Origin of the sequence: Nocardia takedensis NBRC 100417 (assembly GCF_000308695.1) — a bacterium.
In the GTDB taxonomy this organism is placed as follows: domain Bacteria; phylum Actinomycetota; class Actinomycetes; order Mycobacteriales; family Mycobacteriaceae; genus Nocardia; species Nocardia takedensis.
The window spans coordinates 174554-190400 of sequence record NZ_BAGG01000115.1 but is presented as its reverse complement, the minus strand read 5'-3'; the positions used below and the strand labels follow the sequence as shown (position 1 = coordinate 190400).

Sequence of the window (15847 nt, the reverse complement as noted above, 5' to 3'; positions counted from 1 at the left end):
GGGCCGTGGCGGTGCCGGGGTTCACCCGACGTTCTCCAGTGGGCTCGCGTCCACCTGGTCGGGTTCGGGGGCCTGGCGGGTCAGCGGCAACCGCACGGTGAACCGGGTGTCTCCCGGTTCGCTCTCGACGCGGATGTCGCCGTCGTGTTTGTTGACCACGATCCGGAAGGAGATGTCCAGGCCGAGGCCGGTGCCTTCGCCGACCGGCTTGGTGGTGAAGAACGGTTCGAAGACGCGGCGGCGGACGTCGTCGGGGATGCCGGGGCCGGTGTCGCCGATCTCGACGACCGCGCAGTCGTTCTCGCGGTAGGTGCGGACGGTGAGGGTGCCCGCGCCGTTCATCGCGTAGCAGGCGTTGTCGATCAGGTTGGTCCACACCTGGTTGAGTTCGGCGGCGTAGCAGGGGACCGGCGGGAGGGTGCGGTCGTAGATCTTCTCGACGTGGATGCCGTCGCCGAGTTTGCGGCTCAACATCACCAAGGTGCTGTCGAGCAGTTCGTGGATGTCGACCACCTGGAAGGGGGCGCGGTCCATCTGCGAATACTGTTTGGCCGCGTTGACGAGGGTGGAGATGCGGGCGGTGGAGTCGCCGATCTCGTTCATCAGCAATTCGGTCTCGATGGTGTAGTTCAGCCAGCGGATCGCGCCTTCGAAAACTTGGCCGGGACAGTCCTCGAGGGTGCCGCGGACGCCTTCGAGCCAGTCGACGTCGAAGCCGGCCTGCACGAAGTTCGGCGCGAGATTCCAGCCGTCGGCGATCTCGTGGTCCTCGAGCCATTCGCCGAGCGCGTCCTCGCGGTCGGCGGCTTCCATCGGAGTCAGATCGGGGGCCTTGGCGACCTGCGCGGCGGCTTCCTCCTGCAACCGCACCAGGGTGACCAGCACTTCGGGCTGGAATTTGCCCTGCGCCATCATCGCCAACTTGTGCCGCATCCCGGCGACGCGTTCGCGCAGGCCGGAGGTGGCTCGCACGGCGGCGGCGGCCGGGTTGTTGAGTTCGTGGGTGAGTCCGGCCGACAGCGAACCCAGCGCTTGCAGCCGTTCGCGTTCGGCCAGGCGCTGGCTGGTGTTGCGGTTGCCGTTGAACGCGCCTTCGAGCAGGTGCACGGCCATCGGGAACCATTCGTGCATCATCCGCGAGAAGGTGCCCGCGTCCAGCACGAAGAAGCGCGATTCCCGGGTGACGTACATCGAGCTCGGATAGTTCTGGTCGACCTTGTCGCCCAGGTAAGCCGTCCACGCGCCCGCGTAGACGCCGCGCTGGTCGGTGCGGTTCAGCTCGATCTCCATACCGCCGGAGACTTTCGTCAACCGCAGTTCGCCGTCGATGAGCACGTAGAAGCAGGTGGCCGGGTCGCCTTCGCGGAAGACGAGCCCGGGTTCGAGCAGTTCGATGCGCCCGTCGGCGCACAGCCACCGCAGTTGGTCCTCGTCGAGTCGCTCGAACAGGAACAGCGAGCGCAGTTCCGCGGGATCGCACGCCATCTCGGTGTGGGTCTGATCGGTCATTCGCCGGCCACCTTTCGCCTAGGCCAGATATCTGTGCACGAGCATGACGGCCATCGCGCCTTCGCCGACCGCGGAGGCGACCCGCTTCGCGGATTCGGCGTGCACGTCACCGGCCACGAACACACCGGGCACACTCGTTTCCAAGTGGTGCGGCGGCCTCGGCAATTCCCAACCGGCCGGTCTGCCGCCGTCGACCAGCAGATCCGGGCCCGCCACGACGTAGCCCGCCTGGTCGCGGGTGACGACGCCGTCGAGCCAGTCGGTCTGCGGCGCGGCCCCGATGAACAGGAACAGCCGTTCGGTCTCCACCTTTTCCTCGGTGCCCGCGGCGGTGTCGCGTAGCACGATGCCGCGCAGGTGGTCGTCGCCGTCGACGGCGGTGACCTCGGTGCCGGTGCGTACCACGATGTTGGGGATCTGCTCGATCTGCTGGATCAGGTAGTGCGACATGGACCTGGTCAGCGACTCCCCGCGGACCACCAGGTGCACGGTGCGCGCGTTGCGGGACAGGAACACCGCGGCCTGACCGGCGGAGTTCGCGCCGCCGACGATGTAGACGTCGTGGTCGGCGCATTCGGCGGCCTCGGTCATCGCCGAGCCGTAGTAGACGCCGCGGCCGGTGAAGTCGTCCACGCCGGCGGCGGGGTGGCGGCGGTAGTCGACGCCGGTGGCGATGATGACGGTGTGCCCGCACAGTCGCCCGCCGTCGGCGAAGGTGACGGTGCGCGCCGACCCGTTGACCTCCAGCGCGGTGACCTCGCGGGTGGTGATGACCTCCGCGCCGAATTTCGCGGCCTGGCGGCGGGCGCGGTCGGCCAGTTGCGCGCCGGACACGCCGTCGGGGAAACCGAGGTAGTTCTCGATACGCGAACTCTGCCCGGCCTGACCGCCGGTGGCGGTGCGTTCGACCAGGACCGTGCGCAGCCCTTCGGACGCGCCGTAGACCGCGGCGCCGAGACCGGCAGGCCCCCCGCCGACGACGATCAGATCGTAGAAATCGCCGGTCGGGGTGACGCTGAGGCCGACGCTCTCGGCCAATTCGCTGTCGGTGGGCTGGATCAGCGCCGTTCCCCCGGAGGTGATGACCACCGGACAGCGGTCGGGGTCGGCCTCGGCGGCCTCGAGTAGTCGCGCGCCTTCGGGTTCGTCGGCCAGGTACCAGCGGTAGGGCAGTTGGTTGCGGGCCAGGAATTCGCGGACCTGCGAGGAGCGCGGCGACCAGCGGTTGCCGACCACTTTCGTCTCGGTGACGGGCCGGTGGTCGCTGGACCGCCACGCCTCGAGCAGGCCGTCGATCACCGGATACAGCTTCTCCTCCGGCGGATCCCACGGTTTGAGCAGGTAGTGGTCCAGGTCGACGACGTTGATGGCGTCGATGGCGGCGTTGGTGTCGGCGTAGGCCGTCAGCAGCACCCGGCGCGCGTAGGGGTGCAGGTCCATCGCGTGTTCGAGGAATTCGATGCCGTCCATCCCGGGCATCCGGTAGTCGGCGATCAGCACCGCGACGGGTTGGCCCCGCAGTTTCATCTCGCGCAGGGCGTCGAGGGCGTCGGCTCCGGATTCGGCGCGCAGAATCCGGTAGTCGGCTCCGTACCGGCGGCGCAGATCCCGGACGACGGCCCGGGAGACCCCGGGATCGTCGTCGACGCTCAGGATGGCCGGTTTCGTGGCGGGTGCAGTCACTACCGAATTATGTCGCGTCCGGCCGACTCGCGCCGCCGGGTATTTGCCGGGCCCCGGTCACAGGCGGTGCTGCCGGACGATCTCGAGTTCTCCCGGGGTGAGCAGACGCTCTAGTGTCTCCTCGCGGGCACCGGTCGTCGATCGCGGGGACGCGAAGCGTTTCGGGGCGAATCCACCGCCGCCACCGGCGTCGTCGGGATCGAGGGAGGGAAGCAGCGGCATCCGGGCCGCTTGTCGACGTTGGAGCAAGGAGCGCAGTTTCACGGCCGATCACCTCACGCTGGACGGGATTGCTGGAGGGCTGTGGCTCCGCGAAGGGCGAGACGCCCCGCCGGAGGGCTGTGTCGATTGCTTTCGTCCGGACCCATTGTGCGCGCGCTGTCTCGGCCCGCGCCGCGGCACGGCCGAACTGTGACCTGAGCGCCGCCATCGGGGTTACCGGCTAGTATTCCCCCGAATCGACGTCGATCAGCGCTCCGAGCGGGGGCGCGTCACCCGGGAGGCACCGTGCCCGAACCCCTCGAAGCCGCCATCGACATCAGCGCGCCGCCCGAACGGGTGTGGCAGGTCGTCTCGGATCTGCGCCGGATGCCCGAGTTCAGCCCGAGCACCCGCAAGATGGTGCCGCTGGGCACTCCGAAGGTCGGCACGTTCACGGTCAACTGGAACAAGATCGGGTGGAAGGTCTATCCGACGACTTCGCGCATCGTGCGCTTCGAGCCCGGCAAGAGTTTCGCGTTCCGGATGAACGAGAATTTCACGACCTGGAGTTTCACCCTGGAACCGACGGCGACCGGCACCCGCCTGGTGCAGCGCCGCGATGTCGAGGACGGCGTGTCCTGGCCGGTGCGCAAGGCGATCGACGCCCTGCTCGGCGGGGAGCGCACGTTCGAGGCGAACCTGGTCGCGGGCATGAACGAGACCCTGGGCCGCATCAAGAAGGTGGTCGAGGCGGGCGTGTGAGTGCGCGGGGTGGCCGACCCCACGCGGCCACCCCGACGGTCCGGGCCCTCAGGCCAGGCGCGGGAGCGTCACGACCTGCGCGGCATAGGACAGGCCCGCGCCGAAGGCGATCAGCAGGGCGGTGTCGCCCGGCTTCGAGCGGCCGGTGCGCAGCAGCGCCTCCATGGCCAGCGGGATCGAGGCGGCCGAGGTGTTGCCCGTTTCCGCGATGTCGTCGGCCAACGCGCAACTCTCGGGCAGTTTCAGCACCCGGGCCATGATCTCGATGATCCGGCCGTTGGCCTGGTGCGGAATCATCGCGTCGAGGTCGTCGGTGTCGAGTCCGGCGCGGTCGATGGCGTCGCGGCAGACCTTCTCCAGCGAGTGCGCGGCCCAGCGGAAGACCGCGGTGCCCTCCATCGTGAGGTAGGGCCGGACCGCCGCCAGACCCTTCTCGTCGATCTCGGCGAAGAATTCCAGCCAGTTCTTGTCCTGGCGGATGGCGTGGGACTGGGTGCCGTCCGACCCCCATACCGTGGGGCCGATGCCCTGCTGTTCGGCCGGTCCGACGACGACCGCGCCCGCGCCGTCGGCGAACAGGAAGGCCGTGGAGCGGTCGGCGGGATTGATCGTGTCGGTCAATTTCTCGACCCCGATGACCAGGACGTTCTTGGCGGTGCCCGCGCGCACCAGATCCGAGGCGATGGCCAGGGCGTGGCAGAAGCCCGCGCAGCCCGCGGAGATGTCGAAGGCGGCGGCGCCGTTCATGCCGAGGTCGGTGGCGATGGGCGGTGCGGCGGCCGGGGTGAGCAGCAGGTGGGTCGAGGTCGCGACGATGACGCAGTCGACCTGGTCGACCGCGACGCCCGCCGATTCGAGCGCGCCGCGGGCGGCGGCCACGCTCATGGTCTGGATCGTCTCGTCCGGGCCTGCGAAACGGCGCGTCCTGATCCCCGAGCGGGTTCTGATCCACTCGTCACTGGAATTGATGGGGCCCGCCACCTCGTCGTTGGTGACGACTCGTTCGGGGCGGTACACGCCCAGCCCGAGAATGGCGGTGTGCTCAGCCCCCGTGGTCTGGGCGAGTCGAGCAGACATGGTGCGTCTCCTATGTACCTGCGGCGCTGCCGCCGGGGCGTCAACGAAGCATCCGAAATGTCCTCATCGATGTCCTCCGTCCCGTCCCCGGACCCCCGTGGAAGCCGTAGCCGTAGACATGAGGACCCCTCATATTACCGACGATCGCGGTCGGCGAAGTGCGTATTCTCACATTGCCCGGGTATACCCTCGAATAGCACGTCATTTGCTGAGAGAGCTCCCTACCAGCCATGCGAGGTCACCATGCTCGGTCTCGGAATCATCGGGTGGATCATCATCGGCGGTCTCGCCGGATGGATCGCGAGCAAGATCATGAAAACCGACGAGCAACAGGGCATCGTGCTCAACATCGTCGTCGGTGTCATCGGCGGTTTGCTCGGCGGCTTCCTGCTCGCCCTGTTCGGCGTCGACGTCGAGAGCGCGGGCTGGTTCTTCAGCTTCTTCACCTGCCTCGCGGGCGCGGTGATCCTGCTCTACCTGGTCAAACTCTTCACCGGACGTAAGGTCGGATGACAAGCACGTGCTGATGGCTCGGTTCCCGTAGGGTGTGACAGTTGCGCTGGATCTGTCGTCGATCAGCGCGAGCAGACCGCACCGAGCACGAAAGAGGAGCCTGTGGCACGCCGCCCCACCCCGCCCGGCACGCCCGAGACCACCGGAGTCGGCCACGTCGTCGACCTCGTCCGGTCCTCGATTCCCCCGCTGCATCCGGCCGGGCTACCCTTCGTCGCCGCGCCGCTGGCGTTGGCCGTGGTGGGCGGCAAGAACAAGTGGGTCCGACGCACCGGCCTGTTCGCCGCGGCCGCGTGCGCGACCTTCTTCCGCCACCCGCACCGCGTCCCGCCGAACCGTCCCGGCGTGGTCGTCGCCCCCGCCGACGGTGAGATCGCCCTGGTCGACACCGCCGCCCCGCCCGCCGAACTCGGTCTCGGCGACACCCCGCTGCCGCGGGTGAGCATCTTCCTGTCCGTCCTGGACGTGCACGTGCAGCGCAGCCCCGTCTCGGGCACGGTGCGCACCGTGATCCACGAGGCGGGCCAGTTCCGCTCGGCCGACCTGCCCGAGGCCAGCGCCGTCAACGAGCGCAACAGCATGGTGCTCGAGACGGCCGACGGTCAGCGCGTGGTCGTCGTGCAGATCGCGGGCCTGCTGGCCCGGCGCATCGTCTGCGAGGCCCGCGTCGAGGACGTGCTCACCATCGGTGACACCTACGGACTCATCCGCTTCGGCTCCCGCGTCGACACCTATTTCCCGCTCGGCACCGACCTGCTGGTCCAGCCGGGGCAGCGCACCATCGGCGCCGAGACGGTCCTGGCCGTCCTGCCGTCGGCCGGTTCGGCGCCCGCTGGTTCATGATGGAGGCGGCCCAACCCGCGCCGACACCGCAGCGCAGGCGCAGGAGTATCCGGCTGCTGCCCAGCATCGTCACGATCCTGGCGCTGGCCGCCGGTCTGTCCGCGGTGAAGTTCGCGCTGGACGGTGAATTCGACATCGCCTTGGCGATGGTCGGCGCGGCCGCGGTTCTCGACACCCTCGACGGCAGGCTCGCCAGGATGCTGGACGCCACCACCAAGATGGGCGCCGAACTGGATTCGCTCTCGGACGCCATCTCCTTCGGCGTCGCGCCCGCGCTGGTGCTCTACGTCGGCCTGCTGGACGAGAACAGCGCGGGGTGGATCATCGCGCTGCTGTTCGCGGTCAGCATCGTGCTGCGGCTGGCCCGGTTCAACACCTTGCTCGACGACGACACCCGCCCGGAGTGGTCGCGCGAGTACTTCGTCGGCGTGCCCGCCCCGGCGGCGGCGCTGATCGGACTGGTGCCGATCGCGCTGTACGTGCAGTTCGGCGACGGCTGGTGGGTCGGGTTCTACGAGGTCGCGGCGTGGACGGTGTTCGCGGGCGCGCTCGCGGTCAGCACCATCCCGACGTTGGCGATGAAGTCGGTCCAGGTGGCCCCCCAGGCCGCGGCGGCGCTGCTGGTACTGGTCGCGGTGGCCGCGGCGCTGCTGGTCACCTATCCGATCGTGCTGTTGCTGATCCTGGTCGTGCTGTATCTGGGGCACATCCCGTTCGCCTGGCATTCCCAGCGCTGGACGGCCGCGCGCCCGGAGACCTGGGAGCACAAACCGGCCGAGCGGCGCGCGCAGCGCCGGGCCCAGCGGCGTCGTCCGGCGATCCGTCGTCCGGCGGTCCGCGGGGCCGGCAGGCTGCGGTTGCGCAGACCGGGCGCGAAGAAACCCACCGCCGACGACGTCGTGCGCTGAGCGGCGTCATCGGGTCAGAGCGCGGAGCGAGGTCGAGCGGTGGATTCGGAAGGTTTGCGCGAGTTCCAGGCGCATCGTCCCCGGTTGTTCGCGCTCGCCTACCGGATGCTCGGGTCGGCGAGTGAGGCCGAGGACGCGGTGCAGGAGGTCTGGCTGCGCTGGGACGGCACCGACCGCGCGTTCATCCGGTCCGCGGAGGCGTGGCTGACCACGGCGGTGGTGAATCTGTGCCGCACCTGGTTGGTGTCGGCGCGGGCACGCCGGGAGAGCTATGTCGGGCCGTGGCTGCCCGAACCGGTGCCGACCGCGCGCGGTGAGCTGGGGCCGTTGGAGACGGTCGAGGAGCGCGAGCAGGTGTCGCTGGCGCTGTTGACGGCGTTGGAGCGGTTGTCGGCGGTCGAGCGCGCGGTCTTCGTGCTGCGGGAGGCGTTCGGCTACGCGCATCGCGAGATCGCCGACATGCTCGACATCTCCGAATCGCTGTCGCAGCAGACCTATCGGCGCGCGGGGCAGCGGGTGCGCGCGGATCGGCCGCGCTTCGAGGTCGACACCGCGCGGGCGGGCGTGCTGATCGAACGGTTCCTGAACGCGGCGCGCACCGGCGAACTGGCGGCGTTGGAGCGGATGTTGACCGCCGACGTCACGGCGGTGGCCGACGGCGGCGGCCGGGTCAACGCGGCGCGCAAGCCGGTGGTCGGCGCGGTGAAGGTGTCCCGCTACCTGGCGGGCCTGTTCCGTTTCCTGGACGACACGATGACGGTGTCGACCGTGGAGGTCAACGGTGTGCCCGCCGTGGTGATCCGGCAGGCGGGCGCGGCGCTGGCGGTGATCGCGGTGGAGTTCGAGGACGGCGCGGTCGCGGCGGTGCGACTGCTGGTCAACCCGGACAAACTGACGCGCCTGGAGGCCACCGAGAGCGTGTGATGTGACTCACCTCCGGGACCTGTCAGGGATCGGGTCGCCATCCGGTCTGGAAGGTGTCGGCTTGATTCGGAAGGAGTCACATCATGACCGGAGAGCATCGGATCGTCGTCCTGGGCGCGGGCTACGCGGGCCTCGCCGCCGCGCGCACCCTGCTGCGCGGCGCGACGAAGGCGCGGATCACCGTCGTGGACGCGCGAGCGGAATTCGTCGAGCGGGTCCGGCTGCACCAGCGCGCCGCGGGACAGCACACCGAGACCTGGGATCTGGCGACCGTCCTGGGCGAGAAAGGCGTCGCTTTCGTGCACGACCGCGCGGTGGACCTCGATCTGCCCGGCCGCCGGGTGTTGTTCGCGGACGCGCCCGCACTGGAGTACGACACCCTGATCTACGCGCTGGGCAGCGCGGGCGACCGGTCGGGCGTGCCGGGCGCGGTCGAGTACGCGACCACGGTCGCGACGCCGACCGACATCGCGCCGCTGACCGGGCCGGTGGTGATCGTCGGCGCGGGCGCGACGGGGATCGAACTGGCCGCCGAACTCGCCGAGACCCGCCCGGACACCCCGGTCGCGTTGGTGAGCGCGGAGGAACCGGGCGGCTGGATGTCGGCCAAGGCGGCGGCACACGTGCGGCGCGTGCTGGATCGGCTCGGCGTGCGCATGTATTCGGGAGCGAAGGTGGTCGAGGTGTTGCCGAACGGCGTGCGCCTGGCCGACGGTGAGGTGATCGACGCGGCGACCACGGTGTGGACCACCGGTTTCACCGTGCCGGATCTGGCCGCGCGGTCGGGCCTGGCGGTGGACGCGACCGGGCGGGTGCGCACCGACGCGACCTTGCGGTCGGTGTCGCATCCGGAGGTGTACGCGGTGGGCGACAGCGCGGTGATGACCGGTGTCGAGGGCGGCGAACTGCGGATGGCGTGCGCGACCGCGCTGCCTGCGGGCCAGTACGTCGCCCGGGCGATCGCGGACCGGGTGCGCGGTCGGGAGCCGAAGGATTTCCGGTACCGCTACGTCGCGCAGTGCCTGAGCCTGGGGCGACGCGACGGTGTGCTGCAACTGCTGCGCGCCGACGACAGCCCGGCGCGCACGGTGCTGACCGGCCGGCTGGGGGCATTGGTGAAGGAGGGCATCGTGCGCGGCACGGCGTGGTCGACGATCAAGCTCTGATCGTCAACCAAGTGTTGACGGAGGCGAATCGTCAACTTATGGTTGACGCATGACCTCCTTTCGACTCGATGACCTCATCAACGGCATCAAGAAGGCCCGCCCCGACAACGTCCTGGACCAACTCTCCGACGCGGTCGTGGCGGGCAGCCACCTCGGCGAACTGGCCGACCACCTGATCGGCCACTTCGTCGACCAGGCCCGCCGCTCCGGCGCGTCCTGGACCGACATCGGCGAGAGCATGGGCGTCACCAAACAGGCCGCCCAGAAACGCTTCGTCCCCAAGACCCCCGGCGACGCCTCCGACATGGACCCCAACGCGGGCTTCGCCAAATTCACCTCCCGCGCCCGCGCGGTCGCCGTCGCCTCCCAGGAGGAGGCCAGGACGGCGGGCAACCCGCTGATCGGCACCGGACACCTCGTGCTCGGCCTGCTCAGCGAACCCGACGGGCTCGCCGTCAAACTCATCGAGGACAGCGGCGTCACCGTCGAGGCCGTGCGCACCGCGATCACCGCCGGTCTGCCCGCTCCCGAGGGTGAGGTGCCCGCGCTGGTGCCCTACAGCCCGGAGGCCCGCAAGGCGCTGGAACTGACCTTCCGCGAGGCCCTGCGACTCGGCCACAACTACATCGGCACCGAACACATCCTGCTCGCGCTGCTGGAACAGGAGAACGGCGCCGGGCCGCTGACCGACCTCGGCCTCGACAAGGCCCCGATCGAGGCGAAACTGGCGCAGGTGCTCGCGGCGATCGTCGCGCAGCGACAGGTCTGAGCGCAGCGACAGGTCTGAGCGCAGCGACAGGTCTGAGCGCAGCGACAGGTCTGAGCGCGGCAACAGGTCTGAGCGCGGCGTCGGGTCTGCGCGGTGCCGGGTCCGAGCACGGGGAGAGCCGGGCAGCTCAGTCGGGGACGTTGCGGGCGAGTTCGTCCAGCCAGGCGGCCGCCGAGGCGTCGCTGGGGGCGCGCCAGTCCCCGCGCGGCGAGAGCGAACCGCCGGACCCGACCTTGGGCGCGTTCGGCAGGGTGGAGCGTTTGAACTGGCTGGTCTGGATGAAGCGGCGCAGGAATTCGGCCAGCCACCGCTTGATCGTCGGCAGATCGTAAGCGTGGCGCTGCTCGGCGGGGATCAGATCCGGCCACGACCCCGTAGCCGGATCGGACCAGGCCCGGTGGGCCATGTAGGCGATGCGACTGGGGGCGTAGCCGAAACGCAGCAGGTGGTAGAGGTGGAAATCCTGGAGTTCGTACGGTCCCACCACGGCCTCCGAGCTCTGTCCCGGCGCGTCCGGATCGGCGCCGGGCACCAGTTCCGGTGAGATCTCGGTCAGCAGAACGGATTTCAGGACCCGCCCGGCCTCGGGGCCGAAGCGCCCGGTGTCGGCGGCCCAGGCGATGAGGTATTTGATCAAGGTCTTGGGCACCGAGGCGTTCACGCTGTAGTGCGCCATGTGGTCGCCCACGCCGAAGGTGCACCAGCCCAGGGCGAGTTCGCTGAGGTCGCCCGTGCCGACCACCAGCGCGCCGTGCTGGTTGGCCAGTCGGAACAGGTGCGAAGTGCGTTCCCCGGCCTGCACGTTCTCGTAGGTGACGTCGTAGTCGGCGGAACCGTCGGCGGCCGGATGACCCAGGTCGCGCAGCATCTGCGTCGCCGAGGGGCGGATGTCGATCTCGTGCGCGGTGACCCCGAGGGCCGCCATCATCTCGTGCGCGGCGGTCCGGGTCCTGGTGCTCGTCGCGAAACCCGGCATCGTGTAGGCCAGCACGTTCGCGCGCGGCAGTCCGAGGCGGTCGGTCGTCATCGCGGCGACGATCAACGCCAGGGTGGAGTCCAAGCCGCCGGACACCCCGATGACCAGGCGCTGGGTCCCGGTGGCCCGCATCCGCGTGGCCAGACCCTCGACCTGGATGTGCAGGACTTCCGCGCAGCGCTCGTCGCGGGCCGCCGGATCGGCGGGAACGTAGGGGAAGCGCGGCAATTCGCGTCGCATCGGCACCGCGCCGCCGGGGATCGGCAGTCGCACCGGGACGCGGCGCATCCGGGTCAGACGTTCGCGGTGGTCGTGCACGTTGTCGGCGAAACTGGTGGTGCGCAGGCGATCGGCGGCCAAGCGGCGCAGGTCCAGGTCCGCGGTGACCAGGCGCGGATGGTCGGCGAACCGTTCACCCTCGGCGAGCGGATCGCCGTTCTCGCAGATCAGCGCTTGGCCGTCCCAGGCCATATCGGTGGTCGACTCCCCGTGTCCCGCAGCGGAATACAGGTACGCGGCCAGATAGCGCGCGGAATGCGAGGCGCACAGCGCGCGCCGGTAGTCGGCTTTCCCGACGACGATGTTGCTGGCCGACAGATTCACCAGCACGGTCGCACCCGCCAACGCCGCGAAGCCGCTCGGCGGCAACGGAACCCAGCCGTCCTCGCAGATCTCCAGATGGAAGACGAAACCGTCGGTTCCGGTGGCCGTGAACAATAGGTCCGACCCGAACGGAACGCGCTGTCCGGCGATCACGACGTGGTCCTCGAGCGACTCCCGCGCCGCCGCGAATTGTCGTTTCTCGTAGAACTCGCGATATCCCGGCAGATAACTCTTGGGCGCGACCCCGAGCACTTCGCCGCGGCAGATCGCGACCGCGCAATTGAACAATCGGCCTTGGGCGCGCACCGGCGCGCCGACCACCAGCACGGTGTCGATCCCGCGGCTCGCGTCGATCAGGTCGGCCAGCGCGGCGGTGACGGCGTCGTCCAGGGCGTCCTGGTGGAACAGGTCGTCGGCGGTGTAGCCGGACAGCCCCAGTTCGGGGAACACCGTCAGCACCGCGCCGTCGGCGGCCGCCTCGCGGGCCAGGGTCAGGGTGGCCGCCGCGTTGTGCGCGGGGTCGGCGACCCGCACCGCGGGCACCGCCACCGCGACCCGGGCGAAGCCGTGCCGGTACAGCGAGTCGAACGGCAGGTCCACCGCGCCCCCTGGCGATAGTCGAGACGAACAGTCGGGTCACCGGGAAATCTACGCCGGCCCGCCGGGCACGGCGAGACACGGGAAGGTTCCGAAACACGCGTGCGCTGAGGGGACGGGAGTGTCCCGCTAAGCTATAGCGATGGCGGATGACACCGACGAATTGGATTCCGACCTAGTAGCCGGAGAACGCCGCGTCGATTTGCTGCGCGCGCTTTCCTATGTGTCGACGGAATCCGGGCCGGACGGCGAATATATCGTCAACGGCGATCTGCCGCCCGAGGTCGCGCCGCCGTTCATCCGCGCGATCATGCGGGTGGAGGCCGAGCTGTTGCTGCACGACGCCGAACTGGTCACCGTGGAGTGCGAGGAGCCGCGCACGCCCGACGAGCGGCGCACCGACGCCTTCGTGGCCTTGGTCCTGCGGATCGACGACCGCCCCTGACGGGTCCGCGCCCCGATTCCCGCGCCCGGTCGACCTTGCACTCGGCATTGGCGAGTGCTAGAAATGGCTTTGGCACTCTCCACGTGTGAGTGCCAGGTCGGGACGGTGAGACCGGGTTCCATCGACACCCTCGGTCGTCCGTCGCGGGCACCGAACCTGGCCAGCGTAAATGGGACGACCCAACCGGCGGTCGACCCGCGTGTCAGCCATACACATGGAGGATCTCGAGAACGCCATGGCCAAGACAATTGCGTACGACGAAGAGGCTCGCCGCGGCCTCGAGCGGGGTCTGAACGCCCTCGCCGACGCGGTCAAGGTGACGCTGGGCCCCAAGGGTCGCAACGTTGTCCTGGAGAAGAAGTGGGGCGCCCCCACGATCACCAACGATGGCGTGTCCATCGCCAAGGAGATCGACCTGGAGGACCCGTACGAGAAGATCGGCGCCGAGCTGGTCAAGGAAGTCGCCAAGAAGACCGACGACGTCGCGGGCGATGGCACCACCACCGCCACCGTGCTCGCCCAGGCGCTGGTGCGCGAGGGGCTGCGCAACGTCGCGGCCGGCGCGAACCCGCTGGGTCTCAAGCGCGGCATCGAGAAGGCCGTCGAGGCCGTCACCGCCAAGCTGCTCGAGTCCGCCAAGGAGGTCGAGACCAAGGAGCAGATCGCCGCCACCGCCGGTATCTCGGCCGGTGACTCGTCCATCGGTGAGCTCATCGCCGAGGCCCTGGACAAGGTCGGCAAAGAAGGCGTCATCACCGTCGAGGAGAGCAACACCTTCGGGCTCCAGCTGGAGCTGACCGAGGGCATGCGCTTCGACAAGGGCTACATCTCCGGTTACTTCGTGACCGACCCCGAGCGTCAGGAAGCCGTCCTCGAAGACGCCTACCTGCTGCTGGTCAGCTCGAAGGTCTCCACCGTCAAGGACCTGCTGCCGCTGCTGGAGAAGGTCATCCAGGCCGGTAAGCCGCTGCTGATCATCGCCGAGGACGTCGAGGGCGAGGCCCTGTCGACCCTGGTCGTCAACAAGATCCGCGGCACCTTCAAGTCCGTCGCGGTCAAGGCCCCCGGCTTCGGTGACCGTCGCAAGGCCCAGCTGGCCGATATCGCCATCCTCACCGGTGGCGAGGTCATCAGCGAAGAGGTCGGCCTGTCGCTGGAGACCGCCGGTCTCGAGCTGCTCGGCCAGGCGCGCAAGGTCGTCGTCACCAAGGACGAGACCACCATCGTCGAGGGTGCGGGCGACGCGGAGGCCATCAAGGGCCGCGTGGCGCAGATCCGCTCGGAGATCGAGAACTCCGACTCCGACTACGACCGTGAGAAGCTGCAGGAGCGGCTGGCCAAGCTGGCCGGCGGCGTCGCGGTGATCAAGGCGGGCGCGGCGACCGAGGTCGAGCTCAAGGAGCGCAAGCACCGCATCGAGGATGCCGTGCGCAACGCCAAGGCCGCGGTCGAGGAAGGCATCGTCGCCGGTGGTGGCGTGGCCCTGCTGCAGTCGGCTCCGGCGCTGGACGCGCTGAACCTGACCGGTGACGAGGCGACCGGCGCGAACATCGTGCGCGTCGCGCTGTCGGCTCCGCTCAAGCAGATCGCCTTCAACGCCGGCCTCGAGCCCGGCGTGGTCGCGGAGAAGGTCTCGAACCTGCCCGCGGGCAGCGGTCTGAACGCCGATTCGGGCGAGTACGAGGACCTGCTGGCGGCCGGTGTCGCCGACCCGGTGAAGGTGACCCGTTCCGCGCTGCAGAACGCCGCCTCCATCGCCGCGCTGTTCCTCACCACCGAGGCCGTCGTGGCCGACAAGCCGGAGAAGGCCGCCGCTCCCGCGGGCGACCCGACCGGTGGCATGGGCGGCATGGACTTCTGAGTCCCGCCTCCCGGCACCACGTTTCGACCGGAAGCCGGTCCACCCTCGGGTGGGCCGGCTTCCGGCTTTCCCGGGTGTGGGCGGCCCGGTCGAGTGCGGGGGGTCAGTCGAACGGGGTGACGCGCAGGCGTTCGGCGAGTTCGTTGAAGATGTAGAAGTTGGGGATGGCGGCGACCGCGCTCAGCGAGTGCCAGTGGCCGTCGACCTTGATGCGCACCAAGCCGCCGCGCGCGTCGATGAGCTGGATGGCTTCCCAGCGGAACTGCTGCTCGCCGTGCAGGAGCGCGTCCAGGTTCAGAGCGATGTCGCCGAAGTGGACGGTCTCGCCCGCGTCGATCGCGGCGACCGCGGGCGGCAATCGGGTGGCGGTGATCGCGGATTGGATCGCGGGTCCCCATTCCGGGCCCTCGGCGAAAAGAATGTCGTCGAACACCGCGTGCGCGTTGCCGGGACCGGTGATTTCCAGCGAGTATTCCGACGGAGTTCCGCTCTGGAAACTGATCACCTGTTGCCGCACCTCGGCGGTGTCCCAGCGGAATCCCTGGACGCGTTCATCCGATAGGAAAACCGTCATACCGAAATCGAATAAATCGAGTCGGGCGGCGCGATTGCGGCGATTGTGCCGTCCGCGCCACAGGGCCAGCGCGCCGGGCACGACGGCGACCAGACCTATCCAGATGCCGCCCGCCACCGCGCCGACGGTCGCGCAGATGACGCCCAGGGCGGCGAATCCTCCGGCGACGATGCCGAATCCGCGCAACAGCGGATCGCTCGCGGCGGGTGCGGACCGGAATGTCTGACGGTGTGCGCCGAGTTTCTGATACTCGGACATCAAATGGATCAGTTGGGTCAGCGGGACGGTCCGTCGTTCACGGGTCTCGCTCACGTCGTGCTCCGTCAAGTTCGGAGTGGCCAATCGTCCCTCCACAAGGCGGCTTTCATCCGCGCGAAAGCGTATGTCACGCGCTCGGACACCGCTACCGCAGTACCGTCTTTTGTCCGGATCGGGA

At 69.3% G+C, this 15847-nt stretch carries 15 protein-coding genes; 9 read left to right on the top strand and 6 right to left on the bottom strand.

Annotated elements, in window-relative coordinates; translation table 11 throughout:
• Nucleotides 1-21: 21 nt before the first annotated feature.
• From ON30_RS25185 to ON30_RS39380, 3 genes are read right to left on the bottom strand one after another with little or no spacing between them, the layout of a single operon-like run.
• Nucleotides 22-1509, bottom strand: a complete 1488-nt coding sequence (locus ON30_RS25185) for a sensor histidine kinase (RefSeq protein ID WP_040710701.1) — start codon at nt 1507-1509, stop codon at nt 22-24.
• Between the two features lie 18 nt (nt 1510-1527).
• Nucleotides 1528-3192, bottom strand: a complete 1665-nt coding sequence (locus ON30_RS25180) for an NAD(P)/FAD-dependent oxidoreductase (RefSeq protein ID WP_040710699.1) — start codon at nt 3190-3192, stop codon at nt 1528-1530.
• A 57-nt stretch (nt 3193-3249) separates the two neighbouring features.
• Nucleotides 3250-3456, bottom strand: a complete 207-nt coding sequence (locus ON30_RS39380) for a hypothetical protein (protein ID WP_157183827.1) — start codon at nt 3454-3456, stop codon at nt 3250-3252.
• A 243-nt stretch (nt 3457-3699) separates the two neighbouring features.
• Between ON30_RS39380 and ON30_RS25175 the strand changes: the two genes are divergently transcribed.
• Entirely contained in the window at nt 3700-4155 is a 456-nt protein-coding gene (locus tag ON30_RS25175; RefSeq protein ID WP_040710697.1) for an SRPBCC family protein, read from the top strand.
• A gap of 48 nt (nt 4156-4203) precedes the next feature.
• On the opposite strand, the gene ON30_RS25170 is transcribed toward ON30_RS25175, so the two are convergent.
• Complete coding sequence (locus ON30_RS25170) at nt 4204-5232, bottom strand: beta-ketoacyl-ACP synthase III (protein WP_040710695.1); 1029 nt, start codon at nt 5230-5232, stop codon at nt 4204-4206.
• 243 nt (nt 5233-5475) lie between these two features.
• Between ON30_RS25170 and ON30_RS25165 the strand changes: the two genes are divergently transcribed.
• The 6 genes from ON30_RS25165 to ON30_RS25140 all read left to right on the top strand — a co-directional run bounded on the left by ON30_RS25165 (nt 5476) and on the right by ON30_RS25140 (nt 10355).
• The gene (locus ON30_RS25165) at nt 5476-5745 is read left to right on the top strand and encodes a GlsB/YeaQ/YmgE family stress response membrane protein (RefSeq protein WP_040710693.1); all 270 of its coding nucleotides are present in this window, start codon (nt 5476-5478) and stop codon (nt 5743-5745) included.
• A gap of 102 nt (nt 5746-5847) precedes the next feature.
• Nucleotides 5848-6588 (top strand): phosphatidylserine decarboxylase, encoded by a 741-nt coding sequence (locus ON30_RS25160; RefSeq protein ID WP_040710691.1) that lies wholly within the window; start codon nt 5848-5850, stop codon nt 6586-6588.
• Nucleotides 6588-7496, top strand: coding sequence for a CDP-alcohol phosphatidyltransferase family protein (locus ON30_RS25155; protein WP_040710689.1), 909 nt, complete (start codon nt 6588-6590; stop codon nt 7494-7496). The genes ON30_RS25160 and ON30_RS25155 overlap by 1 nt, the downstream gene beginning before the upstream one ends.
• Nucleotides 7497-7535: 39 nt before the next feature.
• Entirely contained in the window at nt 7536-8420 is an 885-nt protein-coding gene (locus tag ON30_RS25150) for an RNA polymerase sigma-70 factor (RefSeq protein ID WP_040710687.1), read from the top strand.
• Nucleotides 8421-8503: 83 nt separating this feature from the next.
• Nucleotides 8504-9586 carry an NAD(P)/FAD-dependent oxidoreductase gene (locus ON30_RS25145; protein ID WP_040710684.1) on the top strand — a complete coding sequence of 361 codons (1083 nt, stop codon included), beginning with the start codon at nt 8504-8506 and terminating at the stop codon, nt 9584-9586.
• Between the two features lie 49 nt (nt 9587-9635).
• Nucleotides 9636-10355, top strand: a complete 720-nt coding sequence (locus ON30_RS25140) for a Clp protease N-terminal domain-containing protein (RefSeq protein ID WP_040710681.1) — start codon at nt 9636-9638, stop codon at nt 10353-10355.
• 127 nt (nt 10356-10482) lie between these two features.
• Here the strand turns inward: ON30_RS25140 and ON30_RS25135 are convergent, their stop codons facing one another.
• Entirely contained in the window at nt 10483-12534 is a 2052-nt protein-coding gene (locus ON30_RS25135; RefSeq protein ID WP_040710680.1) for an NAD(+) synthase, read from the bottom strand.
• Between the two features lie 139 nt (nt 12535-12673).
• Here ON30_RS25135 and ON30_RS25130 point away from each other — a divergent pair, with 139 nt between their 5' ends.
• Nucleotides 12674-12976, top strand: coding sequence for a hypothetical protein (locus ON30_RS25130; RefSeq protein ID WP_040710679.1), 303 nt, complete (start codon nt 12674-12676; stop codon nt 12974-12976).
• 235 nt (nt 12977-13211) lie between these two features.
• Nucleotides 13212-14837 carry a chaperonin GroEL gene (gene groL, locus ON30_RS25125; RefSeq protein WP_040710883.1) on the top strand — a complete coding sequence of 542 codons (1626 nt, stop codon included), beginning with the start codon at nt 13212-13214 and terminating at the stop codon, nt 14835-14837.
• A gap of 103 nt (nt 14838-14940) precedes the next feature.
• Here groL and ON30_RS25120 read toward each other — a convergent pair whose 3' ends face one another.
• On the bottom strand, nt 14941-15723 hold the full coding sequence (locus ON30_RS25120; RefSeq protein WP_245554201.1) for a DUF6585 family protein: 783 nt from the start codon (nt 15721-15723) through the stop codon (nt 14941-14943).
• Nucleotides 15724-15847: the final 124 nt, after the last annotated feature.

Excerpts from the sequence above, each read along its gene's own strand:
- ON30_RS25130 (WP_040710679.1), top strand. The coding sequence starts at position 12,674 with ATGGCGGATGACACCGACGAATTGGATTCCGACCTAGTAGCCGGAGAA.
- ON30_RS25155 (WP_040710689.1), top strand. The coding sequence starts at position 6,588 with ATGGAGGCGGCCCAACCCGCGCCGACACCGCAGCGCAGGCGCAGGAGT.
- groL (WP_040710883.1), top strand. The coding sequence starts at position 13,212 with ATGGCCAAGACAATTGCGTACGACGAAGAGGCTCGCCGCGGCCTCGAG.
- ON30_RS25170 (WP_040710695.1), bottom strand. The coding sequence starts at position 5,232 with ATGTCTGCTCGACTCGCCCAGACCACGGGGGCTGAGCACACCGCCATT.
- ON30_RS25145 (WP_040710684.1), top strand. The coding sequence starts at position 8,504 with ATGACCGGAGAGCATCGGATCGTCGTCCTGGGCGCGGGCTACGCGGGC.
- ON30_RS25185 (WP_040710701.1), bottom strand. The coding sequence starts at position 1,509 with ATGACCGATCAGACCCACACCGAGATGGCGTGCGATCCCGCGGAACTG.
- ON30_RS25140 (WP_040710681.1), top strand. The coding sequence starts at position 9,636 with ATGACCTCCTTTCGACTCGATGACCTCATCAACGGCATCAAGAAGGCC.
- ON30_RS25165 (WP_040710693.1), top strand. The coding sequence starts at position 5,476 with ATGCTCGGTCTCGGAATCATCGGGTGGATCATCATCGGCGGTCTCGCC.